26 protein-coding genes and 1 tRNA gene are annotated in these 26746 nt (G+C 41.3%); 24 read left to right on the plus strand and 3 right to left on the minus strand.

The features are described from left to right. The 21 genes from buk (at window position 1) to ACQRD1_RS02680 (ending at window position 20210) form a co-directional block, all read left to right on the plus strand. On the plus strand, window positions 1-1110 hold the full coding sequence (gene buk, locus ACQRD1_RS02580) for a butyrate kinase (RefSeq protein WP_235232172.1): 1110 nt from the start codon (window positions 1-3) through the stop codon (window positions 1108-1110). Window positions 1111-1133: 23 nt separating this feature from the next. Further along, window positions 1134-2636 carry a sodium:solute symporter family protein gene (locus ACQRD1_RS02585; protein ID WP_235232173.1) on the plus strand — a complete coding sequence of 501 codons (1503 nt, stop codon included), beginning with the start codon at window positions 1134-1136 and terminating at the stop codon, window positions 2634-2636. A 175-nt stretch (window positions 2637-2811) separates the two neighbouring features. Further along, window positions 2812-4350, plus strand: a complete 1539-nt coding sequence (locus tag ACQRD1_RS02590; protein ID WP_235232174.1) for a YifB family Mg chelatase-like AAA ATPase — start codon at window positions 2812-2814, stop codon at window positions 4348-4350. 8 nt (window positions 4351-4358) lie between these two features. Beyond that, entirely contained in the window at window positions 4359-5438 is a 1080-nt protein-coding gene (gene dprA, locus ACQRD1_RS02595) for a DNA-processing protein DprA (protein WP_235232175.1), read from the plus strand. A 40-nt stretch (window positions 5439-5478) separates the two neighbouring features. Beyond that, window positions 5479-7560 carry a type I DNA topoisomerase gene (gene topA / locus ACQRD1_RS02600; protein WP_235232176.1) on the plus strand — a complete coding sequence of 694 codons (2082 nt, stop codon included), beginning with the start codon at window positions 5479-5481 and terminating at the stop codon, window positions 7558-7560. A gap of 72 nt (window positions 7561-7632) precedes the next feature. After that, a complete protein-coding gene (codY, locus tag ACQRD1_RS02605) occupies window positions 7633-8415 on the plus strand; it encodes a GTP-sensing pleiotropic transcriptional regulator CodY (RefSeq protein ID WP_235232224.1) in 783 nt (260 codons plus the stop codon). Window positions 8416-8507: 92 nt separating this feature from the next. Continuing rightward, window positions 8508-8813 (plus strand): hypothetical protein, encoded by a 306-nt coding sequence (locus ACQRD1_RS02610; RefSeq protein WP_235232177.1) that lies wholly within the window; start codon window positions 8508-8510, stop codon window positions 8811-8813. 115 nt (window positions 8814-8928) lie between these two features. Further along, entirely contained in the window at window positions 8929-9213 is a 285-nt protein-coding gene (locus ACQRD1_RS02615) for a co-chaperone GroES (RefSeq protein WP_427743297.1), read from the plus strand. Between the two features lie 63 nt (window positions 9214-9276). Continuing rightward, entirely contained in the window at window positions 9277-10902 is a 1626-nt protein-coding gene (gene groL / locus ACQRD1_RS02620; RefSeq protein ID WP_427786887.1) for a chaperonin GroEL, read from the plus strand. Between the two features lie 110 nt (window positions 10903-11012). Further along, a complete protein-coding gene (locus ACQRD1_RS02625; RefSeq protein ID WP_235232180.1) occupies window positions 11013-11504 on the plus strand; it encodes a DUF6106 family protein in 492 nt (163 codons plus the stop codon). A gap of 110 nt (window positions 11505-11614) precedes the next feature. After that, window positions 11615-13069 carry an IMP dehydrogenase gene (gene guaB, locus ACQRD1_RS02630; RefSeq protein WP_235232181.1) on the plus strand — a complete coding sequence of 485 codons (1455 nt, stop codon included), beginning with the start codon at window positions 11615-11617 and terminating at the stop codon, window positions 13067-13069. 210 nt (window positions 13070-13279) lie between these two features. Further along, window positions 13280-14308, plus strand: coding sequence for an aldose epimerase family protein (locus ACQRD1_RS02635; RefSeq protein ID WP_331473053.1), 1029 nt, complete (start codon window positions 13280-13282; stop codon window positions 14306-14308). A gap of 91 nt (window positions 14309-14399) precedes the next feature. Continuing rightward, a complete protein-coding gene (locus tag ACQRD1_RS02640) occupies window positions 14400-15092 on the plus strand; it encodes a peptidoglycan recognition protein family protein (RefSeq protein WP_235232183.1) in 693 nt (230 codons plus the stop codon). Between the two features lie 93 nt (window positions 15093-15185). Beyond that, on the plus strand, window positions 15186-15971 hold the full coding sequence (locus ACQRD1_RS02645; protein ID WP_235232184.1) for a shikimate kinase: 786 nt from the start codon (window positions 15186-15188) through the stop codon (window positions 15969-15971). After that, window positions 15971-16474 carry a YqeG family HAD IIIA-type phosphatase gene (locus ACQRD1_RS02650; protein WP_235232185.1) on the plus strand — a complete coding sequence of 168 codons (504 nt, stop codon included), beginning with the start codon at window positions 15971-15973 and terminating at the stop codon, window positions 16472-16474. The genes ACQRD1_RS02645 and ACQRD1_RS02650 overlap by 1 nt, the downstream gene beginning before the upstream one ends. 115 nt (window positions 16475-16589) lie before the next feature. Next, window positions 16590-17153, plus strand: a complete 564-nt coding sequence (efp, locus tag ACQRD1_RS02655; RefSeq protein ID WP_235232186.1) for an elongation factor P — start codon at window positions 16590-16592, stop codon at window positions 17151-17153. A gap of 145 nt (window positions 17154-17298) precedes the next feature. Then, window positions 17299-18174 carry a DUF5688 family protein gene (locus tag ACQRD1_RS02660; protein ID WP_235232187.1) on the plus strand — a complete coding sequence of 292 codons (876 nt, stop codon included), beginning with the start codon at window positions 17299-17301 and terminating at the stop codon, window positions 18172-18174. A 134-nt stretch (window positions 18175-18308) separates the two neighbouring features. Beyond that, window positions 18309-18380: transfer RNA gene (locus ACQRD1_RS02665), tRNA-Arg, on the plus strand. Window positions 18381-18411: 31 nt separating this feature from the next. Next, window positions 18412-19041, plus strand: a complete 630-nt coding sequence (locus tag ACQRD1_RS02670; RefSeq protein ID WP_235232188.1) for a hypothetical protein — start codon at window positions 18412-18414, stop codon at window positions 19039-19041. A gap of 132 nt (window positions 19042-19173) precedes the next feature. Next, window positions 19174-19881, plus strand: a complete 708-nt coding sequence (locus ACQRD1_RS02675; RefSeq protein WP_347376002.1) for an AzlC family ABC transporter permease — start codon at window positions 19174-19176, stop codon at window positions 19879-19881. Continuing rightward, complete coding sequence (locus tag ACQRD1_RS02680) at window positions 19872-20210, plus strand: branched-chain amino acid transporter permease (protein WP_235232190.1); 339 nt, start codon at window positions 19872-19874, stop codon at window positions 20208-20210. The genes ACQRD1_RS02675 and ACQRD1_RS02680 overlap by 10 nt, the downstream gene beginning before the upstream one ends. A gap of 172 nt (window positions 20211-20382) precedes the next feature. Here ACQRD1_RS02680 and ACQRD1_RS02685 read toward each other — a convergent pair whose 3' ends face one another. The 3 genes from ACQRD1_RS02685 to ACQRD1_RS02695 form a co-directional block, all read right to left on the minus strand. Beyond that, the gene (locus ACQRD1_RS02685) at window positions 20383-21015 is read right to left on the minus strand and encodes a hypothetical protein (protein WP_347376003.1); all 633 of its coding nucleotides are present in this window, start codon (window positions 21013-21015) and stop codon (window positions 20383-20385) included. 129 nt (window positions 21016-21144) lie between these two features. After that, window positions 21145-21519, minus strand: coding sequence for a GntR family transcriptional regulator (locus tag ACQRD1_RS02690; RefSeq protein ID WP_235232192.1), 375 nt, complete (start codon window positions 21517-21519; stop codon window positions 21145-21147). A 96-nt stretch (window positions 21520-21615) separates the two neighbouring features. Further along, entirely contained in the window at window positions 21616-22263 is a 648-nt protein-coding gene (locus ACQRD1_RS02695) for a flavin reductase (RefSeq protein ID WP_235232193.1), read from the minus strand. A 189-nt stretch (window positions 22264-22452) separates the two neighbouring features. Here ACQRD1_RS02695 and argS point away from each other — a divergent pair, with 189 nt between their 5' ends. From argS to ACQRD1_RS02710, 3 genes are all read left to right on the plus strand, one after another. Further along, window positions 22453-24219 (plus strand): arginine--tRNA ligase, encoded by a 1767-nt coding sequence (gene argS / locus ACQRD1_RS02700; protein ID WP_235232194.1) that lies wholly within the window; start codon window positions 22453-22455, stop codon window positions 24217-24219. 3 nt (window positions 24220-24222) lie between these two features. After that, the gene (locus ACQRD1_RS02705; protein WP_235232195.1) at window positions 24223-25374 is read left to right on the plus strand and encodes an alanyl-tRNA editing protein; all 1152 of its coding nucleotides are present in this window, start codon (window positions 24223-24225) and stop codon (window positions 25372-25374) included. A 92-nt stretch (window positions 25375-25466) separates the two neighbouring features. Continuing rightward, entirely contained in the window at window positions 25467-26732 is a 1266-nt protein-coding gene (locus tag ACQRD1_RS02710; RefSeq protein WP_235232196.1) for a S1C family serine protease, read from the plus strand. Window positions 26733-26746 lie beyond the last annotated feature (14 nt).

Raw genomic sequence — 26746 nt, forward strand, 5'->3', positions numbered from 1 at the left:
ATGTATCGAATTATTGTATTAAATCCTGGATCAACTTCTACAAAAGTTGCATTGTATGAGGATGATCAGAAGGTTTTTTCGGAGACAATTGATCATCCAGCCAAAGATCTGGCGGTATTTCCGAATATTGTGGATCAACTTCCTTATCGCAAGGAGATCATTACAAAAACTTTGAAGGAAAAAGGTGTTGATCCGAGTACGGCAGACGCATTTTCTGCAATCTGTACAGGACTATTGCCGATGGCAGGCGGTGTGTTCGAAGTAAATGAGAAAATGTATGAGCACGGGCAGATTGGGCCAGGAAGTAAGCATCCGGGAAATCTAGGCCCCCTTCTTGCAAAAGACTTTGCGGAAGAGTTTGGTGGACGTGCATTTATCGTTGATGCGAGCAGTGTTGATGAATTTGAAGAAGAAGCGCGTATGACAGGTTTTGTAGAACTGTTCCGTACCAGTCGTGGACATCCGCTGAATCAGCGCGCAGCAGCCAGAAGATATGCGGTTGATTGTCAAAAAGCTTACGAAGAATTGAATCTCGTTGTAGCGCATCTTGGTGGAGGAATCTCTGTCAGTGCACATTGTCAAGGAAAGATGGTAGATACCGTTGACAGTACACGTGGAGAGGGACGTATGGCTCCGACCAGAAGTGGCACCGCTCCACTTGCAGATGTAATTGAACTCTGTTATTCTGGAAAATATACGAAAAAGGAAATGCTTACGAAGGTAATGAAGACCGGTGGCTGGACGGCACATCTTGGAACGTCTGATGCCCGTGAAGTAGAGCAGAGAATTGAAGATGGCGATAGATTTGCAGAATTGGTATACCGGACAACGGCTTATCAGATTGCAAAAGATATTGCAGCGATGGCATCCGTTATGAAAGGAAAGGTTGATGCTATTATTTTGACCGGCGGAGTTGCCTATTCAGAGATGATGGTAAATATGCTGAAAGAGCGAGTTGAGTTCATTGCACCGGTTAAGGTATATCCGGGAGAATTTGAGATGGATGCATTGGCTGCAGGCGCTCTTCGTGTACTCGAAGGCAGAGAAGAGCCGAAATCATATACCGGAGAACCTGTTTTTCCAGGGTTTGACGTTATATACAAGAACTAGATAAGAAACGAGGAGAAGGAACATTGGACATTGGAATATGGAATCTGTTAGGAATTATACTGATTATAGCCATTATCATTGGCGTAGGTATCTATTCAGGAAGAATGGTATCGGATGCCTCAGATTTTGATACTGGTGGAGGAAAGGCAGGACCATGGATCGTGTGTGGAGCCATTATGGGAAGTCTGGTCAGTGGTCAGGCGACCATCGGGACTGCACAACTGGCTTTTGAATATGGAATGTCAGCCTGGTGGTTCACTTTAGGATCTGGAATTGGCTGCCTGATTCTGGCAATCGGGTATGTGATTCCATTACGGCACAGCGGCAGTATTACGTTGCTGGAAGTTATCGGAAAAGAATATGGCGCGAAGGCTGAATATGCAGGATCTGTATTGTGTTCCATTGGTATTTTTATCAGCGTGATTGCACAGGTATTGTCTAGCTGTGCACTTTTGACGACCATTTTTCATATGGATTTCTTGCCGGCAGCTATGATATCTGTCGTAGTTATGATGATTTATGTGGTGTTCGGTGGTGCATGGGGCGCCGGAATGGGTGGAGTGGTAAAACTGATTCTGCTCTATGGCGCATCCATATTGGGATTAGGAATTGTTCTGACGAACAGTCACGGAATCAGTGCTTTGGTTGATCAATTACGTGCGACACTTGTGGGAACGGATGTAGGAGAATTGGCTGGGATTACAGCTTCTGAAGATATGTCAGCAAGATATTTCAGTCTGTTTTCCAGAGGATTTTTGAAAGATATGGGTTCCGGCCTGTCACTTTTATTGGGAGTACTGGCAACACAGACCTATGCCCAGGCAATCTGGTCCGCCAAAAGTGACAGTAAGGCAAGAAAAGGTGCCATGTTAAGTGCAGTACTTATTCCGCCGATTGGAATTGCATGTATATTTATTGGAATGTTTATGAGAAATCATTGCATGACGACGAATGAAATTGCAGCGCTTACAGAAGCGGGAAAGAGCATTCCGGAGGGAATGATTGAGATTGCAAGTTCTTCGCAGGTATTTCCGACGTTTGTTCTGCATTATATGCCAAAGTTTATCGGGGGAATAGTACTTGGTACACTGCTGGTTACTGTTATCGCCGGAGGTGCGGGTCTGTCCCTTGGTGTGGCAACGATCTTGGTGAATGATATTTTCTGTAAGATATCAAAGCAGCTGGCGGATGTAAAGAAGAAGTTATATACAACAAGAGTTACGATTGTGGTCATTCTCTGTTGTGCAGCGGCAATTGCTCTGGTTGTTCCAGGAGCAATTATCAATGATTTTGGATTCTTGTCTATGGGAATTCGGGGAACAGTCGTATTTATTCCGCTTACCTGTGCTTTATTTGCCAAAGGGAAGGTGGCATCCTGGGCAGTGCTTGTCTCTATGGCCGCAGGACCAATTGCAGTGCTGGGCGGTAATCTTTTGGGGCTGCCGTTTGATTCCCTGTTTCTTGGAATCTTCGTATGTCTTGTGATTATCGGAGCCGGAGTTCTGGCACCTTCTAAAAATGCATAGAATCATATAAAAAAATAATTGACATTGCTGAATGATTGGGATAAGATGGATTCACATTTATGATAAGAGAATCCTCTTATCCCGATTTTTTTCTAGATAAAAATCTTATCGGACTGTTTCGGTCCAAATCATCCAAAGTATAATTTGATAATTGCAAAGAGAAAGGAGTGCGTAAATGGCATTTAGTTCAGTATTATCCGCTGCAATTCACGGCCTTCATGTAGAGTTGATACACGTGGAAGCAGATGTAAGTAACGGACTGCCAGTATTTCACATGGTGGGATATCTGTCTTCAGAGGTGAAAGAAGCCTCGGAAAGGGTACGGACTGCAGTACGGAATTCAGAGATTCGTATTCCGGCGAAAAAGATGGTAATTAATCTGGCACCGGCCACAGTAAGAAAGCGGGGAGCTTCTTTTGATCTGCCGATCGCGCTGGCGTTATTGGCTGCATTGGGAATATTCCCGGAAGAGAAGCTTAAAGATGTTCTTGTGCTAGGAGAATTGGGGCTGGATGGAAGTGTACAGGCGGTATCGGGAGTTCTTCCGATTGTGATGAAAGCACGGGAGGAAGGCTGTAAGGCCTGTATTCTTCCAAAGCAAAATATGTCGGAGGGAGCATTAGTAGAGAATATGCAGATTCTTGGAGTAGAACATCTGAAAGAGGCATGCGCTTATCTGAAGGGTGAGAAGGCATTGCAATATGTTAACTCTAAACATAAGCAAGGAATGGAGAATCCACTTGGAACAACGCTGGTAGATTACAGTGATATTCAAGGACAGCAGGCGGTCAAGCGGGCAGCAGAAGTGGCAGTGGCAGGAGGGCATAACCTGCTCCTTGTGGGACCGCCTGGAAGCGGAAAATCCATGATGGCCCAGAGAATCCCGACCATACTGCCACCTCCGACTCTGGAAGAAAGTATGGAGATTACGAAGATATATAGTGTCTTAGGAATGGTAGATAAAGAACATCCACTGATTACTGGGAGACCGTTTCGCAGCGTACATCATACAGTAACAAAGGCTGCACTAATAGGCGGAGGGCTGATCCCAGTGCCGGGAGAGATCAGCTTAGCGCATGGTGGTGTACTGTTCCTGGATGAATTGGCAGAATTTCAGAAGCCGGTACTGGAAGTGCTACGGCAACCGTTAGAAGAACATCAGATTCGGATTACCAGAAGTCATGGGAATTACGTGTTCCCGGCGAATTTTACATTGGCTGCAGCTATGAATCCATGTCCATGTGGAAATTATCCGAATCTTGAGAAATGCACATGTACTCCTTCACAGATTCAGCAATATCTTGGCAGAATCAGTCAGCCATTCTTGGATCGGATTGATATCTGTGTAGAAGCACCAAGAATTTCTTATGAAGAATTAAGCGCTGGAGAGAGACAAGAGAGTTCGGAATCTATACGCAGACGAGTCTGTCAGGCAAGAGAGATTCAGAACCTGCGTTATTTGGAAACGACAATCAGGACGAACTCCATGCTTAGTGCGAAGGATTTGCAGAGATATTGTGTCTTAGGAGCAAAAGAAGAACGTCTGATGAAGCAGGCATTTAACGTATTAGGACTTACAGCACGGACTTATCATAAGATATTACGTGTTGCACGGACGATTGCCGATATGGAGATGAGTGAGCAGATTCGGGAGCATCATCTGAAAGAGGCAATTGGATATCGAACAATGGAAAAGAAGTATTGGGGAAGGTGAATGAGTAAATGATGTATGAATATTGGCTGTCAGCAATTCGCCCGTTATCTGACAAGAAAAAAAGACTGTTGAGAGAAGAATATGGAGATGGAAAAACTATATATAATATAGAAGAAATACATCTGCGATTCCTGAACTTTTTGGAAAGTCGAGATGTGGATACTATTTTAAGATCAAAAAAAGAATGGGAGATAGAGAAGTGTTGGGAGAAACTGCAGGAACAAGGGATACGGATGATTCCGTATTTTTCAGAAGAATATCCCAAGAAGCTTACGAATATTTCGCAGCCACCTTACGCACTCTATGTAAAAGGTAGCCTTCCCAGGGAAAATCAGGTTTCAGTTGCAATTGTAGGTGCAAGAAGATGTACACACTATGGTGAACAGATTGCGTTAGAGTATGGTGAGGCTTTGGCTTCAGAAGGAATACAGATTATCAGCGGAATGGCGAGAGGAATTGACGGGGCGGGGCAAAGAGGAGCGCTGAATGCAGGAGGAGCAACCTATGGAGTGCTGGGATGTGGGGTAGATATCTGTTATCCCAGGGAGAATATTGGATTATATATGGATATTCAACAAAAGGGAGGAATCATATCTGAACAGATTCCCGGACAGCCCCCGTTGCCGGCTTATTTTCCTGAAAGGAACCGAATCATCAGTGGACTGGCGGATGTGGTTCTTGTAATAGAAGCAAAAGAAAAAAGTGGGTCGCTGATCACGGCTGATATGGCACTGGAGCAGGGAAAAGATGTGTATGCTTTGCCGGGACCTGTGACGAGTTCTATGAGTCAGGGATGCCATCGTTTGATTCGTCAGGGTGCAGGAATCCTGATATCCCCGGAAGATTTATTGATTGAGTTAGGTATAAATATTGTGAATCAAGGGCAAATAATTGACAAAAATGAAAAAGTGCTTGAAAGTACAGAAAATATGGTGTATAGTTGTCTCGGTTTATTTCCAAAGGGAATGAGTCAGCTATTAGAGGAGACTGGACTGAATGTACAGGAACTCCTGGAACAGCTGATTACTCTGGAAATGAAAGGATATGTGAAAGAAATATCTAAAAATTATTATGTAAAGCTCCGGTAGATGATACCGGTGGATATATTTTCATGGAGGAAATTATTTTATGGCACGTTATCTTGTAATTGTGGAGTCACCAGCAAAAGTGAAGACCATCAAGAAATTTTTAGGAAGTAATTATGTGGTGACCGCATCAAACGGACATGTAAGAGATCTGCCCAAGAGTCAGCTTGGAGTTGATGTTGAGCATGATTACGAGCCGAAGTATATTACAATCCGGGGAAAAGGAGAGATTCTTGCCAACCTTCGCAAGGAAGTGAAGAAGGCCGATAAAGTGTATCTCGCAACTGACCCGGACCGTGAAGGAGAAGCAATTTCATGGCATCTGAGTCAGGCTTTGAAATTGGAAAATAAAAAGACGTACAGAATCAGTTTTAATGAGATTACAAAAAATGCGGTAAAAGCATCTCTGAAAAATGCGCGAGAAATCGATATGGATCTTGTTGATGCACAGCAGGCACGAAGAATTCTTGATCGAATTGTTGGATATAAGATTAGTCCGCTTTTATGGGCAAAGGTAAAGAGAGGATTAAGTGCCGGACGTGTACAGTCGGTAGCACTTCGAATCATTGCAGACAGAGAAGATGAGATCAATGCTTTTATTCCAGAAGAATATTGGACGTTGGATGCGAATCTGAAGGTAGAGGGAGAGAGAAAGCTTCTGACAGCTAAGTTCTATGGAACAGATAAGAAGATGACGATTCATTCTCAGAAAGAGCTGGATGCAATCATGAAGGATCTGGAGCATGCAGACTATTCAGTGGCAGATGTAAAAAAGGGTGAGAGAACGAAGAAGTCACCAGTACCTTTTACGACAAGTACTTTACAGCAGGAGGCATCTAAAGCGCTCAATTTTGCAACAGCTAAGACAATGAGGATTGCCCAGCAGTTATACGAAGGAATTGATATTAAAGGAAATGGAACGGTAGGTCTGATCACTTATCTTCGTACCGATTCCACCCGTGTCTCTGAAGAGGCAGATGCCAACGTGCGTGAATATATTGCTTCAAGTTATGGACAGGATTATGTGGCTGTAAATGAGGCGAAGTCTGGAGATGGGCATAAGATTATTCAAGATGCCCACGAAGCAATTCGTCCGACGGATGTGACACGCACTCCGGCAGCAATGAAGGATTCCTTAACCAGAGACCAGTTCCGTTTGTATCAGTTGATCTGGAAGCGTTTTGTTGCCAGCAGAATGCAGCCCGCAAGATATGAGACCACATCTGTGAAGATTGCAGCTGGAAAGTATTATTTTACAGTGGCGGCTTCCAAGATTGCATTTGAAGGATTCCGAACGGTATACACAGAAGCAGGAGAAGAAAAAGAAGAAAATAATGTATTGCTGAAAGGATTGGATAAGGATTCCGTTCTTTCTAAGGAAAGTTTTGAGACAAAACAGCATTTTACACAGCCACCGGCACATTATACAGAAGCAACCTTGGTAAAGACATTGGAAGAGTTAGGAATTGGACGTCCGAGTACTTATGCACCGACGATTTCTACCATTATTGCAAGACGTTATGTGGCAAAAGAGAATAAGAATCTGTATCTGACGGAACTTGGAGAGGTTGTGAATAATATTATGAAGCAATCCTTCCCAAGTATTGTGGATGTGAATTTTACAGCCAATATGGAAAGCCTTTTGGACGGTGTGGCAGAAGGTAAAGTGAATTGGAAGACAATTATTGAGAATTTCTATCCTGATCTGGAGGCAGCAGTAGAGATTGCGGAGAAAGAACAGGAACAAGTGAAAATCGAAGATGAAGTGACGGATGTCATCTGTGATCAGTGTGGACGAAATATGGTCATTAAATATGGACCACATGGACGTTTTCTGGCATGCCCGGGATTTCCAGAATGTCGTAACACAAAGCCTTACCTAGAGAAAATAGGTGTTCCTTGTCCGTTGTGTGGTAAAGATGTGGTAATTCGAAAGACGAAAAAAGGAAGAAAATATTACGGATGTGAGAACAATCCAGAATGTGAATTTATGTCATGGCAGAAACCATCTACAAAGAAATGTCCAAGGTGTGGAAAATATATGGTAGAGAAAGGGAATAAGCTTCTCTGCGGTGATGAGCAGTGTGGATATGTAGAAAATAAAGAAAATAACAAAAATAATTAGGAAATTCAGGAAATTAATTGAAACTTCTAGAATTGTATGATAATATATCAATTAAAGGATGGTGGAATGTCAATGAGCGTACAATTGTTAGATAAAACCAGAAAAATCAACAAATTACTGCACAACAACAATTCGAGTAAAGTTGTATTTAATGACATTTGTGAAGTGCTTACGCAGATTTTAGATTCGAATGTATTAGTCGTAAGTAAAAAGGGAAAGGTACTTGGGGGAAGCAAATGTGACAATGTACCTTATATTAAAGAATTGATTGAGCAGGAAATCGGGAAACATATTGATGATATGCTAAATGAGCGACTTTTGAGTATCTTGTCAACCAAAGAGAATGTGAATCTGCAGACCTTAGGTTTTTCTGAAGATGCAGTGAAAAAATATCAGGCAATTATTACGCCGATTGATATCGCAGGAGAGCGCCTGGGTACTTTATTTATCTATAAAAAAGAACAGATGTATGAGATTGATGATATTATCTTGAGTGAGTATGGAGCAACAGTTGTAGGATTGGAGATGCTTCGTTCGGTGAATGAAGAAAGTGCCGAAGAGACCAGAAAAGAACATATTGTACAGTCGGCAATCAGTACATTATCTTATTCAGAGTTAGAAGCTATCATTCATATTTTTGATGAACTTGACGGAACCGAGGGAATTCTGGTTGCCAGCAAGATTGCGGATCGTGTTGGAATTACGAGATCTGTAATTGTAAATGCACTCCGTAAGTTCGAGAGTGCCGGCGTAATTGAATCACGTTCTTCCGGTATGAAAGGAACCTACATTAAAGTTGTTAATGATTATGTATTTACAGAATTGGAACATATCAAAGCAGAACGTATGAAATAGTCAGAGTAGAAAGGGTATCGGGCAACTGATACCCTTATTTGAGTTTAGCTGTAATATCTCGGCGGGGTATCAATAGGAAAGGAGAAATATATATGTACGAAAAGTGTCCGGCAGAGCTTCGAATGTCGAGAATGGTACTTAAAGACGGATATTTTGATGAAACTTCTCATCGCTGTAAAATCATTACGTATAATCCAGACGAAGAATGCATATATTTTCTATCAGAGGAGACAGAACTTCCGATATTTTCACTGGATGGAATCTATGAATGCCATATTGAGACGTCAAACGGAAATATTGGGTGCAATGGATTCATCAAAGAACGTTATTGGAATAAATCGGGGAAGATATTGAAGTTTCAGATTCGAAATGGATTTTATAAAAAACTTGTAAACTAAATAGAAAGTGTGTTGACAAAGTAGAAAGAGAGTGCTATTTTATATCTAGAGTCTTTTAGCACTCTCTTTTTGTGAGTGCTGACAAATCTTTGGATATAATTAAGGAGGAATAAATATGAAATTAGTACCATTAGGAGACAGAGTTGTATTAAAGCAGTTGGTTGCAGAAGAGACTACAAAGTCAGGAATAGTCATTCCTGGACAGTCAAAAGAAAAACCACAGCAGGCAGAAGTAATTGCTGTTGGACCAGGTGGAACAGTTGATGGAAAAGAAGTGACAATGAATGTTACAGTTGGACAGAAGGTTATTTATTCTAAATATTCAGGAACAACTGTAGAGATTGAAGACGAAGAATATATTATTGTAAAACAGGATGACATTCTTGCCATCTGTGAATAAAGAACAGTCAATAATAATGAATATAGAAAAGTTTTTTAATAGAATATAGGAGGCAGATTTATCATGGCAAAAGAAATTAAATATGGCGCAGAAGCAAGAAGCGCATTGGAAGCAGGAGTTAACCAGTTGGCAGACACAGTGAGAGTAACACTTGGACCAAAAGGACGTAATGTTGTTCTTGACAAATCATTCGGTGCACCACTGATTACAAATGATGGTGTTACAATTGCAAAAGAGATCGAATTGGAAGATGCTTTTGAGAATATGGGAGCACAGTTAATCAAGGAAGTTGCATCTAAGACAAATGATGTTGCCGGAGATGGTACTACAACAGCAACTGTATTAGCACAGTCTATGGTACATGAAGGAATGAAGAACCTGGCAGCAGGTGCTAATCCGATTATTCTCCGTAAAGGTATGAAGAAAGCAACAGATGCAGCGGTTGAAGCAATTGCTAAGATGTCCAGTAAAGTAAGAGATAAAGATCAGATCGCAAAAGTTGCAGCAATCTCAGCAGGCGATGTAGAAGTTGGAGAGATGGTTGCAGATGCAATGGAAAAGGTATCTAACGATGGAGTTATCACAATCGAAGAGTCCAAGACAATGAAGACAGAACTTGATCTGGTAGAAGGTATGCAGTTTGATCGTGGATATGTATCTGCATATATGGCAACGGATATGGATAAGATGGAAGCTGTTCTGGATGATCCATATATCTTGATCACAGATAAGAAGATTTCTAATATTCAGGAGATTCTTCCATTGTTAGAGCAGATTGTACAGTCTGGTGCAAGATTATTGATCATTGCAGAGGACGTAGAAGGAGAGGCACTTACTACGTTAATTGTGAACAAACTGCGTGGAACATTCAATGTAGCTGCTGTAAAAGCTCCTGGCTATGGTGACAGAAGAAAAGAAATGCTTAAAGATATTGCTATTCTGACAGGCGGACAGGTCATCTCTGATGAACTGGGAATGGATCTGAAAGAGACTACTCTGGATCAACTTGGACGTGCAAAATCTGTAAAAGTACAGAAAGAGAACACAGTTATCGTTGATGGTATGGGCGATAAGAAAGCGATTGCTGACCGTGTAGCTCAGATTAAGATGCAGATTGAAGAGACAACATCTGATTTCGACAGAGAGAAACTTCAGGAAAGACTTGCAAAACTTGCAGGTGGTGTAGCTGTAATCCGTGTTGGTGCAGCAACAGAGACAGAGATGAAAGAAGCAAAACTTCGTATGGAAGATGCACTTGCAGCAACAAGAGCAGCTGTTGAAGAAGGTATTATTGCAGGAGGCGGTTCTGCATATATCCACGCTACAAAAGAGGTTGCAGCTCTTGCAGATACTCTGGAAGGTGATGAGAAGACAGGTGCGAATGTAATCCTGAAAGCTCTGGAAGCTCCATTGTACCACATTGCAGCAAACGCCGGATTGGAAGGTTCTGTGATCATCAATAAAGTAAAAGAATCAGAGCCAGGTATTGGTTTCGATGCATTGACAGAGAACTATGTAGATATGGTAGAGAGCGGTATTCTTGATCCGGCTAAGGTAACAAGAAGTGCGCTTCAGAATGCAACAAGTGTTGCATCTACACTTCTGACAACGGAGTCTGTTGTTGCCAATATCAAAGAAGAGACCCCGGCAATGTCAGCTGGTGCAGGCGGCGGAATGGGCATGATGTAAACAGATACACATAAAGTGTGAAAATTTTGAAAACTCCTCTTGTGAGGAGTTTTCTTTTTGTCCTAAAATGTGCTACAATATCTTTAATTAAAATTTTGGAGGAAGAAAAAATGAGCGACTATTATACTGAACAATTGGTGAAGAAAAAACCAGATATGAAAGATATGATGACGAAAGCGATACTGATTGCGGTGACAATTGTATCTATTCTGGCAGTGCTTTATTATCCGATTATTATTCTGGTACCAGTTCTGTTAATCGGGCTTGATATATTCATGTTCCATCGGCTGAAAGTTGAGTATGAATACTTATATGTGAATGGCGATCTGGATATTGACAAGATTATGAATAAGTCAAAAAGAAAAAGAGTATTTTCGATGAATGTATCTGATCTGGAGATGCTGGCGCCGGCAGATGCAGTGGAGTTGCGTCAGTATCAGAATGCAAAGGTCTATGATTATAGTTCGGGAACTGGACAGGCAAGAGTGTATGCTCTGATAACAGCGAATCAGGGTGAGGTAAAGAAGATTCTGTTTGAGCCAAATGAGACGATTGTGGAAGGATTCTTCCTGATGGCGCCACGTAAAGTTATTCGCAAATAAATTGTCTGAAAAGAAAAAAGCGGACGAAATATGTTGACAAGTGATATACAAATTAGTTATTATAGCAGATAATCATAAAATTGAAGAGAGAGAAAGAGAGGATGACAATCATGGGAAAGATAATCGGAGAAGGCATTACGTTTGATGATGTACTTTTAGTTCCGTCTTATTCAGAAGTAATTCCAAATCAGGTGGATTTATCAACTTATTTAACAAAAAAAATCAAGTTAAATATACCAATGATGAGTGCAGGTATGGATACGGTAACAGAACATCGTATGGCCATTGCAATGGCTCGTCAGGGAGGAATTGGTATTATTCATAAAAACATGTCAATCGAACAGCAGGCAGAAGAGGTTGATAAGGTAAAGCGTTCCGAAAATGGGGTTATCACAGATCCATTTTATCTGTCACCGGAGAATACTCTGGAAGATGCCAACAATCTGATGGCTAAGTTCAGAATTTCAGGTGTGCCAATTACTGAAAATGGAAAACTGGTAGGTATTATTACAAACCGTGATTTAAAATTCGAAGAAGATTTCTCTAAAAAGATTAAAGAATCTATGACTTCCGAGGGATTGATTACAGCACCGGAAGGAATCACTCTGGAAGAGGCAAAGAAGATTCTTGCAAAAGCAAGAAAAGAAAAACTTCCGATTGTAGATGAGGATTTCAATTTGAAAGGTCTTATCACAATTAAAGATATTGAAAAACAGATCAAATATCCATTATCCGCAAAGGATTCCCAGGGACGTCTGCTCTGTGGTGCAGCGATCGGAATTACAGCAAACTGTCTGGAGAGAGCACAGGAACTTGTGAACGCAAAGGTTGATGTTGTTGTTATGGATTCTGCTCATGGGCATTCTGCCAATGTCATCCGAACTGTAGATATGGTAAAATCAAAATTCCCAGATCTTCAGGTGATTGCGGGTAATGTAGCGACAGGTGAGGCAACAGAGGCTTTGATCAAAGCTGGTGTAGATGCTGTGAAAGTTGGTATTGGTCCAGGATCCATCTGTACGACACGTATTGTGGCAGGTATTGGTGTTCCGCAGATTTCTGCAGTTATGGATTGCTATGAGGCAGCAGACAAGTATGGAATTCCGATTATTGCCGATGGTGGTATTAAGTATTCCGGCGATATGACAAAGGCTATCGCAGCCGGAGCCAATGTCTGCATGATGGGAAGCATTTTTGCCGGATGTGACGAGAGCCCGGGAACATTTGAACTGTATCAGGGAAGAAAGTATAAAGTATATCGTGGAATGGGATCTATCGCAGCGATGGAGAACGGAAGCAAAGACCGTTACTTCCAGTCCGATGCGAAGAAACTGGTACCGGAAGGTGTAGAAGGACGTGTCGCATATAAGGGCTCTGTAGAAGATACGGTATTCCAGTTAATGGGTGGACTTCGTTCCGGTATGGGCTATTGTGGAACTCCGACAATCGAAGATTTGAAGAGAAATGGCAAGTTTGTTAAGATTTCTGCTGCTTCTCTGAAAGAGAGTCATCCGCATGATATTCATATTACAAAAGAGGCACCAAACTATAGCACAGATGAATAAAATATAATAATTTTTATAAAAGGCTATCCGCTTTACAGATATTGTAGAAGTGGATGGCTTTTTTAGTAGAATCGGTATAAATAATGTTGACGATAGAATCAAAATGATATATGGTTTAGATTATGGAATAAATATTTCAGTAAGGAAGAGAAAGGTACAACGGTTGTGGTCCGCCTGTCTCTTCACGATTAAGAAAAAGAGGGTATGAGAATGAAAAGTGATTTTGGGACAACAGCAAAAGGAGAGAATGTGGTAAAATATTCTTTGAAAAATCAGAATGGAATGGAAGTTGTTGTGTCTGATTATGGTGCAACTTTGGTACAAGTTTTAGTTCCGGACAAGAATGGTTGTCTTCTGGATGTAGTGTTGGGATATGATACGGTAGAAGGCTATGAAAATGGTACGGTCCATCTGGGAGCAACGGTCGGCAGAGTTGCGAATCGGATTGGAAAGGCAGAGTTTAAGTTGAATGGAACGACTTATCATCTGACGCAGAATGATAATCAGAATTCTCTTCATGGCGGAAGGGATTACTATAATAAGAGAATGTGGCAAGTGGAAGAAGCAGATGACAGTCATGTAAGATTCTATCTTTACAGTCCGGATGGTGATCAGGGATATCCAGGAAATGCCAGGATTTATGTGACCTATACTTTGACAGAAGAAAATGAAGTAAAGATTCATTATCAGGCAGTTTCGGATGCAGATACATTAATGAATCTTACGAATCACAGCTATTTTAATCTGGCAGGACATGCGTCCGGAACGATACTTGATCAGGAAGTTATGATCTGTGCAGATGCGTTTACCAGAGCGGATGCAGAGTCTATTCCCACGGGAGAGATCGTTCCGGTAGAGGGAACACCTATGGATTTCCGACAGATGAAGGCAATCGGCAAGGAGATCGATATGGATTATGAAGCTCTGAAATTCGGCCTGGGATATGATCACAACTGGGTATTGAATGGTACGGGCGAGCGTAAGATCGCACAGATGTATTGTGAACAGACTGGAATTACCATGGAAGTATCTACAGATCTTCCGGGAGTGCAGTTTTATACAGGCAATTTCCTTGAGCATGAACAAGGTAAGGAAGGTACAGTATATGAGAAGCGTCAGGCCGCTTGTCTGGAGACCCAGTATTTCCCGGATGCTATCCATAAAGAGCATTTTGAAGGACCGGTTTTGAAAGCAGGAGAGAAATACGATACAACAACGACTTACAAATTCATAGTTTAAGAGGATTTTATCGGTTTTTAAGAAAGTCTTCATGAATACATAAAAAAGTTATGGTATACTCAGATGCAAGAACGTTAAACGGAGAAGACTCATGAAGAAGCGAAAAAGAAGATACCATAGAAAACTGACTGAAGCACAGCAAAAAAGAAGGGTCCAGCGTAATATACGTCTGGGCCTGCTCTTATTAGTCGTGCTATTCGTTCTTTTCATTATATTAAGAATTGCAAAGCCTTCCTGGTTTACAGACCAGTATATGGAATTGGATAATGACAGAATAGAGGCTCTGAAGCCGGATATTGATGTGGCACTGCTGACGGTGAATCCTTATTCCAGACCGGGAATAGAGACGAATAAAATTACAGGAATCGTTGTTCATTATACGGCCAATCCAGGGGCAACTGCTATGGAAAACCGAGATTATTTTGAGAGCCTGAAGGACGGACATGATACCAAAGTCAGCAGTAATTTTGTGATAGGTCTGGAAGGTGAGATTGTACAATGTGTGCCGACCTGGGAAGTAGCTTATGCCTCCAATGACCGGAATATTGATACTGTTTCCATCGAATGCTGTCACCCGGATGATACGGGAGAGTTCAACGATGCTACTTATCAGTCTATGGTACAGCTTTGTGCCTGGTTATGTCTAAAATTTGATCTGAACGAGGAGGATGTTATTCGGCATTATGATGTGACCGGGAAGAACTGTCCTAAATATTTTGTAGAAAATGAGGCAGCCTGGCAGGCATTCAGACAGGATGTTAAGAAAACATTGGAAAGTTATTAATGGAGTTGTCAAAGGAAAATCTTGCGCAACCTGTGGATTGTTGCTATAATACACACGTGCGTATGGTTAGTTAGAAAGTAGGAGAAGAGAAGGATGAACGACTTAGAGATGTACAGAGAACAACTCGGGCTGTGCGATGACAAGATTATTGATGCCTTAGTTGAGAGAAACTCCATTGTAGAAAAGATTATGGCGTATAAAGAAGAATATGGAATGCCAATTCTTCAGCCACAGCAGGAAGAGAAGCAAAAGAGACGGTTGGAAGCAAAGCTTGTTGATAACAAATACAGGGATGAGATATTTGATGTATTCCACTGTATTTTAAGAAATAGTAAGAGAATCCAGGCAAGAAAACTATTTGATTATAATATTGTGTTGATTGGGTTCATGGGTGCAGGAAAGTCTACGATTTCAGATTATCTGAGTATCATGTTTGATATGGATATCGTAGAGATGGACAGGGTGATTGCAGAACGTGAAGAAATGAGTATCCCGGATATTTTCTCTACCTATGGAGAAGAATATTTCCGAGATCTGGAGACGAATCTTCTGATCGAGATGCAGGCTCATAAAAATACGGTTATCTCCTGTGGAGGAGGAGCGGCACTTCGGGAACGTAATGTGGAAGAGATGAAGAAAAATGGAAGAGTGGTGCTCTTAACGGCAAGTCCTGAAATTATCTATGAGCGTGTCAAGGACAGTGATGATCGTCCGGTATTGCGCGGAAGAAAGAATGTAGAAGGTATCTCAGAGTTGATGGAGCAGCGCCGAGGAAAATATGAAGCAGCAGCAGATATTGTGATTAATACTGATAATAAGACGGTTCTTCAGATCTGTGAAGAACTGGTTCAGCGTCTGACAGAAATGGATGAAAAATAATGTTTGATATGTTTTTTCCAGATGCTTATGTAGCGTCTACGTATGTGATTGATTTTGAAAAATTATATGAGGAAGGTTACCGGGGCCTGATTTTTGATATTGATAATACATTGGTTCCTCACGGGGCGCCGGCTGACCACAGGGCAGTGGCACTGTTTGAGCGGCTGAAGAAGATAGGATTTTGCTGTTGTCTGATCTCTAATAATCAGGAACCGAGAGTCCAGATGTTTAATAAAGATATTCAGGTAGATTATGTCTATGACGCCCATAAGCCATCTACAAAAAATTACAAAAAGGCGATGGAGATCATGGGCACAGATCAAAGTAATTCATTGTTCATCGGAGATCAGCTTTTTACCGATGTGTGGGGAGCGAAACGTGCTGGAATCCGTAATATTCTGGTTAAACCGATTCATCCGAAAGAAGAGATTCAGATTGTATTAAAGAGATATTTGGAGAAGATTGTGCTGTATTTCTACAAAAAGAGCCTGAAACAGCGGTAGAATCCACTTTTAGCGGGTAAAAAAAGGTTGAAAAAAGGCATAATCTATTATAGAATGAATAGAGTGAAAAGAACGTAAAGTGCCATATGGGGCACAATTTAAGGAGGATTATATAATGGCTAAAAAAAGCGCAGGCGAATTTAGAAATGGTATGACATTAGAGATTGAGGGAAATGTATATCAGGTATTAGAGTTCCTTCATGTAAAACCAGGAAAGGGTGCAGCATTCGTTCGTACCAAGCTGAAAAATGTCATTGATGGAGGTGTTGTAGAAAGAACATTCCGTCCTACAGAGACATATGACGAGGCCTATATCGAGAGAAAGAAAATGCAGTATCTGTATAATGATGGAGATCTGTATTATTTCATGGATCAGGAAACTTATGATCAGATTCCGGTCAGCAAAGATACTGTTGGTGATTCTCTGAAGTTTGTCAAAGAGAATGAAGAAGTAACGATCGTTTCTTATCAGGGTAATCCATTTTCAATTGAGCCACCTCTTACTGTAGAGCTTCTGATCACAGAATCAGAGCCAGGTGTAAAAGGTAATACAGCAACAGGTGCTACAAAACCAGCTATCGTTGAGACCGGCGCTCAGGTAATGGTACCATTGTTCGTAGATCAGGGAGAGACGATTAAGATTGATACACGTACTGGAGAATATCTGTCCAGAGCATAATGATGAGATTTGTCGAACGAAAAGCCTTGCAATTGATGCAAGGCTTTTTTATAATTGTATTACCATAATATTTTATCTTTTTTCAGAGGCAGATTTCCTGCCATTTTCCATACTTAATTTATTGCTGCATAAGGAAAGGAGAAGAATGACATATTATCAATTTATCCGTGCAGTAGAAGGAAAAGTAAAGGAGGGAGTAAAGGACAACGTATCTGTATATATTCACACAACAGTAAAAAATAATGGTACGAAGAGAGAAGGACTGACGATTGCAGAAAGAGGAATCAATATTTCTCCGACTATCTATTTGGAAGAATATTACCAGCAATTTCAGCAAGGGGATTCGGTAGATGCGATTGCAGGTGATATATTAAAACTATATAGTGAGGTTAGGTTTCAGCGTTCCTGGGAAGGTGAATTTATTAAGGATTATAATAAAGTAAAGGGAAAGATTATCTATCACTTGATTAACCGGGAAGCAAATGAAGAATTATTAGAAAATGTACCTTATGAAGATTATCTGGATCTTGCGATTGTATTCTATGTGTTGCTGGAAATAAATACCTATGGCATGGCATCTATGATGATTCGCAATGAACATCTTGAAATGTGGGATGTTACGTCGTCTGAGATTTATCACCGCGCCTGTCAGAATACCTGGAGACTTCTTCCGAGTGAATTACAGACAATGCAATCGGTTATTGAACATCTTACTGGGAATCTAGATGAAGAAGTAAAGGATTTTATGTTTGTTTTGAGTAACCAGGCCCATAATTATGGTGCAACGGTAATTCTGTATGATAATTGTCTTCAGATGATAGGTAACTATCTGAAGGAGAACTACTATGTGCTTCCAAGCAGTGTTCATGAGGTCATAATTATCCCGGAAAGCGAATCAATCTCACAGGGGGAATTAAGCCGCCTTGTGAAGGAGATAAATGAGACACAGGTGGCGGAAGATGAGATTCTCTCTAATCAGGCATATTATTTCGATCGGAAAAAGAAAAAACTAATATTGTAACAAGAAAAGTAAAGGAAATGTGAGATTTGTCGAGATCATTTCCTTTACTTTATGGAATAAATATGTTAATATAACAGTTGCAATTTCATATAAGTTGTCTTATGGACTATATTGATTCCATAAGTAGAGTTTATGCACCCGTAGCTCAGGGGATAGAGCACCGCCCTCCGGAGGCGGGAGCGGCGGTTCGAATCCGCCCGGGTGTGTATTTTTTAAGTGCATATGGAGGTAGTCTTTATGGAGGGAAAGAAAAAAGGCTATTCTGCAAGGTACAAGAGGCATGTGCGGGGAACGATTTTGTTTGTCCTCTTATTGTTGGTACTCATTAGCGGACTGGTCAAAGCAAACCTCACAGAAGCAAAAGTCCAAAAAGCACAGAAGATAAATTCCAGAGATGTGAAAGTGGAGAATGCGGGATGCGAAAGCATGGAATTGAATCCACTTCAACAGGAGAAATATCCGGAAGTGACCGAAGTGGTACAGAGGTATTACCGGTCGTTGGGTGAAAAATCTAGCTTTGCCGATTCTTATGATGATATTATCGTATATACAAAGCTGGGGGAATACAAAGATACCTATGTGGCATTTGTCAGGTATGATATGAAAATAAAGGATATATATACGAAAGTTCCGGGGCTTGGTACCGTATATGTTGCGAAGGATGCGGAAGGTGAGTATCAGGTCAGTGCATCGCCAGAGGATGAAGAAATCAATGCATTTATTCAGGAGATTGCACAGCATGAAGATGTACAGGCACTTTTAGAGGAGACACAGACTGCGTATCATGAGGCAGTTCAGTCAGATGCTTTATTACAGGAAGCGCTGACAGATTTGAAAAATGCTTATGAAGACTCTACTGGAAGCTGAGAGAAGTTTGAATGAGGGTCAGATCCCTGTGATTGTGCAGTGGTCTGGCTCTTTTTTTGTTATTTCGTCTCTGATGCGATGCATCCGGGATAGATACGGTGACGGGCGTGGGAACGAAAGAAAGGAAAAGATATGTCTGGCTATAAAGAGGCGTTTAAAAAAGCATTTCCATATACGATTCCAGTATTGACTGGTTATCTGTTTATCGGAATTGCATTTGGGGTAATGTATGCTGAGAAAGGATATTCTTTCTTATGGGCAGTATTAATGAGTTTGTTGGTATATGCGGGGTCGGGGCAGTATCTTGCGGTTAATTTTTTTGTGCCGGGAGTATCGTTTTTGCAAGTGATATTTATGACGCTGATGGTGAACATACGGCACATTTTTTATGGAATATCATTGTTGGAAAAGTTTAATAAAATGGGAAAAAAGCGATGGTATATGATATTCGGACTGACGGATGAGACTTATTCTCTGCTCTGTACCACAAGAATACCGGAAGGGGTAGAAGAAGATAAGTTTTTATTTGCTATTTCTATTATGGATCAGTCTTATTGGGTCATTGGTTCGGCAATCGGCGGACTTGCCGGAACTTTGATTCCATTTAATTCAGAAGGTATTGATTTTGCCATGACTGCTCTGTTTGTGGTGATTTTTGTGGAGCAATGGATGGACAAGAAGAACCGGATTCCAGAAGTGATTGGAATTGCAGCAGCAGTTATCTGTCTGCAGGTTTTTGGAGCAGACAGCTTTGTACTTCCGTCTATGATTTTGATTATTTTGGTTCTCTTTATGATAAAACCGCGTTTAGAAAGGAAGGAGGATGACATATGCCAATAAGTGCTGCAAAATCATTTCTTATTATATTAGTTGTGGCAGCGGCTACTTTTTCAACACGTCTTGTGCCATTCCTGCTCTTCCCAAAAGGAAAAGAAATACCGCCGGTTATTCAATATCTTGGAAGGGTATTGACACCGGCGGTGATAGGAATGCTAGTTGTATATTGTCTGAAAACGACTCCAGTACTAACAGCTCCGCATGGAGTCCCGGAAGCCATTGCAGTAGCAGTCACGGCCGGTCTCCATGTATGGAAGCGGAATAACTTGTTGAGTATTGGAGTTGGAACCATCTTATATATGGTTCTAATCCAGGTGGTTTTTGTCTGTTAGGCCAGATTGATCTTTCGTTTCATTAAAAAGTACGTTACGATATATAAGGCTACCGTAAGTATGAAAGACAGTACAGTTCCGAATGCCAGGCTGTGAGAAAGAAAGTCCAGAGGATTCGGAGACACATCGTTGATCAATGATGATGCAAAGGCATCATTAAAGATTCCAAAGATCAGCATAACGGCGAAAGCAAAGTGGTCAATACGAAGTACATTACTACAGCACCAAGAATTCTGTGCCCGGAAAAAAGCTGTCCAAGTGCGATGGAGGCATACAGCATCAGGATGTTCGATAAAACATCAATAATCAGGCTTAGTACAAAGAACAGGATCAGGATGGAAAAGCTGCCGGAATATTCGTTCAACCCCAATATGTCCAGAAATTCTGCCCGGTTTTCTTGATAAAAGTTTACGACAGCAGGAGTAGCTATGGTGATGTACATTGCAGCCATTACCAAGGCAGTGTCTATAAATCCCCAGACACTTCCAGTAATCGTCTTGGACAAAAGATGCTGTCTACAGGTAACAGGAAGGGTACGGGACAGATATCCCTCATTGGAGAATAGATTCTGATAAAAATGAATTCCGATGACGATATAAGTTCCAAAGGTCACGCCTATAATCAGAATGACATAGAGGATTATGGTTAACGCAAGCAAGATACCATTGGTCTTGCCTTCCAGATCAGTAATCCGTCCTGTAAGGAAGAAGCGGGTTAAAACTGCGAAGACCATTAAAAAGCAATGAATGATTATCAGAAAGCGGTTCAGGGCTTTCAGGTCGTATTTGATTAATTTCCTTAACATCTGAATACCTCCCGAAATAAAGCGTTTACGATCTGCCCTTTCTCTAAAGATAAATTTAGATTATTCAATGCATAAAAGTTCTTATATTGTTTTGAAAGTCCCTGACATTCTAAAATAGGATTCATATCATTATTCCCCCTTTGTATTAGATATTACTTCTTGGAGAAGCTGGAAAATCTCCGCCTCTGCAAAGCCTAATTGCTTCATTTTCTCCATAAATTCCTGAATATGCTGGAAAGCAAGGTCGTGTTTTAGCTGCTTCAGCATCTGTTCATCTCTGGTAATATAACGTCCGCTTGTTCTTTGAGAATGGACAAGGCCACTGCGTTCCAGCTCGGATAGGGCTTTCTGCATGGTGTTTGGATTCACTGAGGCTTCCAGGGCAAGTTCTCTGACTGAAGGAAGTTTATCTCCGGGGCCATAGACTCCAGATATAATATCTTGTTGGATACGCTCCATCAATTGAAGATAGATGGGACGGTTGTCATCCAAGTTCCAAGGCATTGTATTCACTCCTTTTCAATAAAAAAGTTCGCATTATTGTACTATTTATATAATACAATAATACGAACTGTTTAGAATGTCAAGATAAAAGACATTTTATTTTTTGGTAAACTTTTCTTTTCCCTGTTTGCAGATTGGACAAGTATAAGTATCTGGTAATTCTTCAAAAGGAATCTCGCCATCATATACATATCCACAAATACTGCATACCCATTGTGTGGCAGCCGCTTCTGGCTTGCTGTCTTCTTCCGGCAGATAGGTAGGTGCATTCTTTGGACTCTTACCTTTGACTACATTATGGTAATAAGCATAAGTCATGGCAGGAGAAGAACCAATGGTGTCACAGTCAATCACTTCACCAAGAAAAACGGTGTGGGTAGAAGTTTCCATTTTATCAATGACTTTACAGACGATATAGCCACAGGAATCATTGATAACAGGTAGTCCTTCCTTGATGGAAAAATCTATACCGTCAAATTTGTTGACATCTTTTCCGGATTGGAATCCAAATCGTCCGATTAAAGCGGCATCGGATTCTTCTGAGAGAATAGAGACTGCGAATTTTCCGGTCTTGGCAATACAAGAATTGGTATAGTTGTCATGATTCATGCTGACTGCAATGGTTGCAGGAGATGAAGTGATCTGCATGATACTATTAGCAATGCATCCAGTATTGCGTTCGCCATCCAGTGTGGAAACGGCATAAACGCCGTATGATAAATTGCGGAATACGCGTGTATTCATATAAAAATCCTCCTTTGAATAATAATAGTAATTGTTATTGTTATATTAACATATAATGGAATTTTTTGCAATAAGAGTTTGAATATTAGGTTGTTGCAAGGAAAGCCTTGTGTTAGAATAACTAAGTAAATGCATTAGTTATGTAATTTTAGAATGAGAATCAGATAGATAAGACTAGGAGGATATCATATGAAGAAAATGATGGATCTAATTGCCGAAGAGCTTGCCGAAGCATTTGAAAAAGCGGGGTATGACAAATCTTATGCCAAGGTTACGTTGTCAAATCGTCCGGATCTGTGTGAGTATCAGTGCAATGGTGCGATGGCAGGTGCGAAGACATATCGTAAGGCACCAATAATGATCGCTAATGATGTTGTGGACAATCTAAAAGAAAGCAAATATCTGGAAGAAGTAAATGCTGTGAATCCAGGATTTATTAATATGAAGCTGAATAAGAAATTTGTGGCGGATTATCTGAATCAGATGAAGAGCGAGGAATCTCTTGGATTGGAGAAGACAGAGAATCCGCGTATGATCGTGGTAGACTATGGTGGACCAAACGTTGCAAAACCTCTTCATGTTGGACATCTTCGTTCTGCAATTATTGGAGAAAGTGTGAAGCGTATTGCCAGAAAGATGGGACATAAGGTCCTGGGAGATATTCATCTGGGTGACTGGGGATATCAGATGGGGCTGATCATTACGGAATTAAAGAGGCGCCAGCCGGAGCTTCCTTATTTTGATGAAGATTTTGAGGGAAATTATCCGAAAGAAGCACCTTTTACTATTGGTGAGCTGGAAGAGATCTATCCAACTGCAAGTGCGAAAGCTAAAGAAGATGAGGCCTACCGGGAAGAGGCGTTGCACGCAACATATCTGTTGCAGAATGGGCATAAAGGATATACGGCAATCTGGAATCATATTATGCAGGTATCTGTATCAGATCTTAAGAAGAATTATGCGAATCTGAATGTGGAATTTGATCTGTGGAAAGGGGAATCTGATGCACAGGCATATATTCCGGATATGATAGAAAGACTGAAAGAAGAAGGATTTGCCCATGTGGATGAAGGTGCCCTCGTCATTGACGTGCAGGAAGAGACAGATACGAAGGAGATTCCTCCATGCATGATTCAGAAATCTGATGGAGCATCTCTTTATGGAACAACAGATCTGGCAACACTGGTGCAGCGTGTACAGGATTATCATCCGGATCAGGTGATTTATATTGCTGATAAGCGTCAGGAATTGCATTTCCTTCAGGTGTTCCGTGCGGCTAAAAAGACTGGAATTGTTCCAGAAAAGACAGATCTTCAGTTCCTGGGATTTGGTACTATGAATGGAAAAGACGGTAAGCCATTTAAAACCAGAGAAGGCGGTGTAATGCGTCTGGAGAATCTGATCGCCGAGATTACAGAAGAGATGTATAAGAAGATTACGGATAACCGTACGGTAGAAGAAGCAGAAGCGCAGGCAACGGCAAAGGTCGTAGGAATGTCTGCAATTAAGTATGGGGATCTGTCCAACCAGGCATCAAAGGATTATGTGTTTGATGTTGACCGCTTTACTTCCTTTGAGGGCAATACCGGACCGTATATCTTATATACGATCGTACGTATTAAATCAATCTTGAATAAATATCAGGCAGAAGGAAAGGCACTGGACGGTCTGCAGATAGAAGCAGCACATAATGACAGTGAGAAGGCACTGATGCTGGAGGCATTAAAATATAATGAAGTGATAGAGAATGCTTTTGAAGAGATGGCTCCTCACAAGATTTGTGCATTTATTTATGACCTTGCCAATGCATTTAACCGTTTCTACCATGAGACAAAGATTCTTGCAGAAGAAAATGAATCGGTACAGAAGAGTTATGTTGCGTTGCTCGTACTTACGAAGCAGGTTCTGGAGTCTTGTATTGATGTGCTTGGATTTGAAGCACCGGAGAGGATGTAAGATATGACGGAGAAGTTATTCTACCAGGATAGTCACAGGAAAGAATTTCAGGCGAAAGTTCTTGCCTGTGAGAATAATGGCGAGCAATATCGTGTGGCGTTAGATCAGACTGCTTTTTTCCCCGAAGGTGGTGGTCAGTACGCGGATACGGGATATCTGGAAGATGTAGAAGTAACGGACGTTCATGAAAAAGAAGGGATTATTTTTCATACGGTAAAGGCTCCTTTGGAAGTGGGAAAGATGATAACCGGGAGATTGAACTGGGAAGAACGATTTGAAAAGATGCAGCAGCATACAGGAGAGCATATTGTGTCTGGCCTGGTTCATCAAAGATTTGGATATGAAAATGTGGGATTTCATCTGGGAAGTGATTATTGTACCATGGATTTTAATGGTCCGATTTCCAGAACAGAATTGAAAGAAATTGAACAGGAAGCAAACCGCGCAGTATTTCAAAATCTGGATATTCAGGTGACATATCCTTCCAAAGAGGAGTTAAAGAATCTGGAATACCGAAGCAAGATTGAGATTGAAGGTCAAGTCCGAATTGTAACAGTTCCAGGATATGATGTGTGTGCCTGCTGTGCACCCCATGTTGATAAAACTGGTGAGATCGGTATCATCAAGCTAGTTAATATGGCCAATTACAAAGGCGGAGAGCGTATTACGATGCTCTGTGGTTCCCGTGCTCTTAGGGATTATGAGATTAAGGACGAGAATACTAAGGCTATCTCTGCTTTGCTTTGCGCCAAAGAATACGAGGTGGCTGATGTAGTTTCGCATCTGAAAGAAGAACAGGCCAGCCTGAAAGGACGGGTGGCATCGCTTCAGCAGAAATTGTTAACTTATCAGGCACAGAAGATTCCGGTTGATTCCGAACTTGTAATGGTGTTTGATTCCGGACTATCCGGCAATGCGCCAAGAGAATTGATGAATCTTCTTCTTGACCGGAGCGCAAAAATATGTGCTGTTTTTGCCGGGACGGATTCAGATGGATACCGCTATGTGATTGGCAGCCGGTCAGAAGATGTCCGCCCGATCAGCAAAAGACTGAATTGTGCGTTTGGCGGCAGAGGCGGCGGTAAGCCGGAGATGGTCCAAGGCTCTTTGATGGGAACAGAAGTACGGATCAGGGAAGAACTTTCCAGGATTTAATCATTTTGTCACGATTCCATCACAGTTTAAACACAATTTGGCGTTAGACTACTTACATAAAGAAAAAGGAAGATATGAAAGGAGTCTTATATATGGAAAACCAATATACTTATTATAAACCAGAGCAGGATCCGCAGAATCAGTCAAATATGGGTGGTGGAGATATGAGTCGACAAGGACAACATCATAAAAACGGAGCCTCAAAACTAATCAAAACAATCTGTCTGGGGTTGGTGTTTGGTTTGGTTGCAAGTGCGGCCTTTCAGACCAGCAATATAGTGGCCGGGAAGATTCTTGGAAAGACTAATAATACGAAGCAGACGGAGACTGTGAGCAACACGAAGCTTACAACATCAAGCAGCAGTACGGTGAATTCAGACATTGCAAATATTGCTAAGAATACGATGCCTTCGGTCGTATCAATTACGAATATGAGTGTTCAGGAGGTGCAGAGTTTCTTCGGAGGAACACAGGAGCGGCAAAGCGAGAGTGTAGGTTCCGGTATTATTATCGGGCAGAATGATTCTGAATTATTAATCGTAACGAATAATCATGTAGTAGAAGGCAACGATACACTGACCGTTTCATTTATTGATGAAGCAAGCGTAGAAGCGAATGTAAAAGGAACAGATCCTAATAAGGATCTGGCAGTTGTCGCCGTTGACCTGAGTAAAGTGGAAGAAAGTACGCTGGATCAGATTGCAGTAGCAACCATGGGAGATTCTTCACAGATTCAGGTCGGAGAGACTGCAATAGCAATTGGAAATGCACTGGGATATGGACAGTCTGTGACGACTGGAATTATATCTGCTACTGGTCGAGAGTTAGACGGTATTGATGTGAAACTGATCCAGACAGATGCGGCAATTAACCCAGGTAACAGCGGTGGCGCTCTGCTGAATTCCAAGGGTGAAGTGATAGGTATTAATACTGCGAAGGTAGCAACAGATTCTGTAGAAGGAATGGGATATGCAATCCCTATCTCTGAAGCACAAGAGACGATTGAAAATCTGATGAACCAGGAGACAAAGACGAAAGTTGACGAAAAAGACAGAGGCTATATAGGAATCCAGGGTGTTGATGTAACAGAAGATACTTCTAAGATGTATAATATGCCGACCGGTGTGTATGTTTCAGAAGTTAGTTCGGGCGGTGGTGCTGATAAAGCTGGTATTACAAAAGGATGTGTTATCACAGCGATTAATGGCACTTCAGTCAATGACATGGAAGCACTTCAGGAACAGCTGCAGTATTATGCGAAAGGTGAGACCGTGACATTGACTATCCAAGTCCCTGGCAATAACGGAGAGTATACTGAGAAGCAAGTAGAAGTTAAGCTTGGAAGTGCTGGAAAATAATGTTACAATAGAAT

The sequence above is a fragment of the Bariatricus sp. SGI.019 genome (genome assembly GCF_050315235.1).
Classification (GTDB): Bacteria; Bacillota; Clostridia; order Lachnospirales; family Lachnospiraceae; genus JAFBIX01.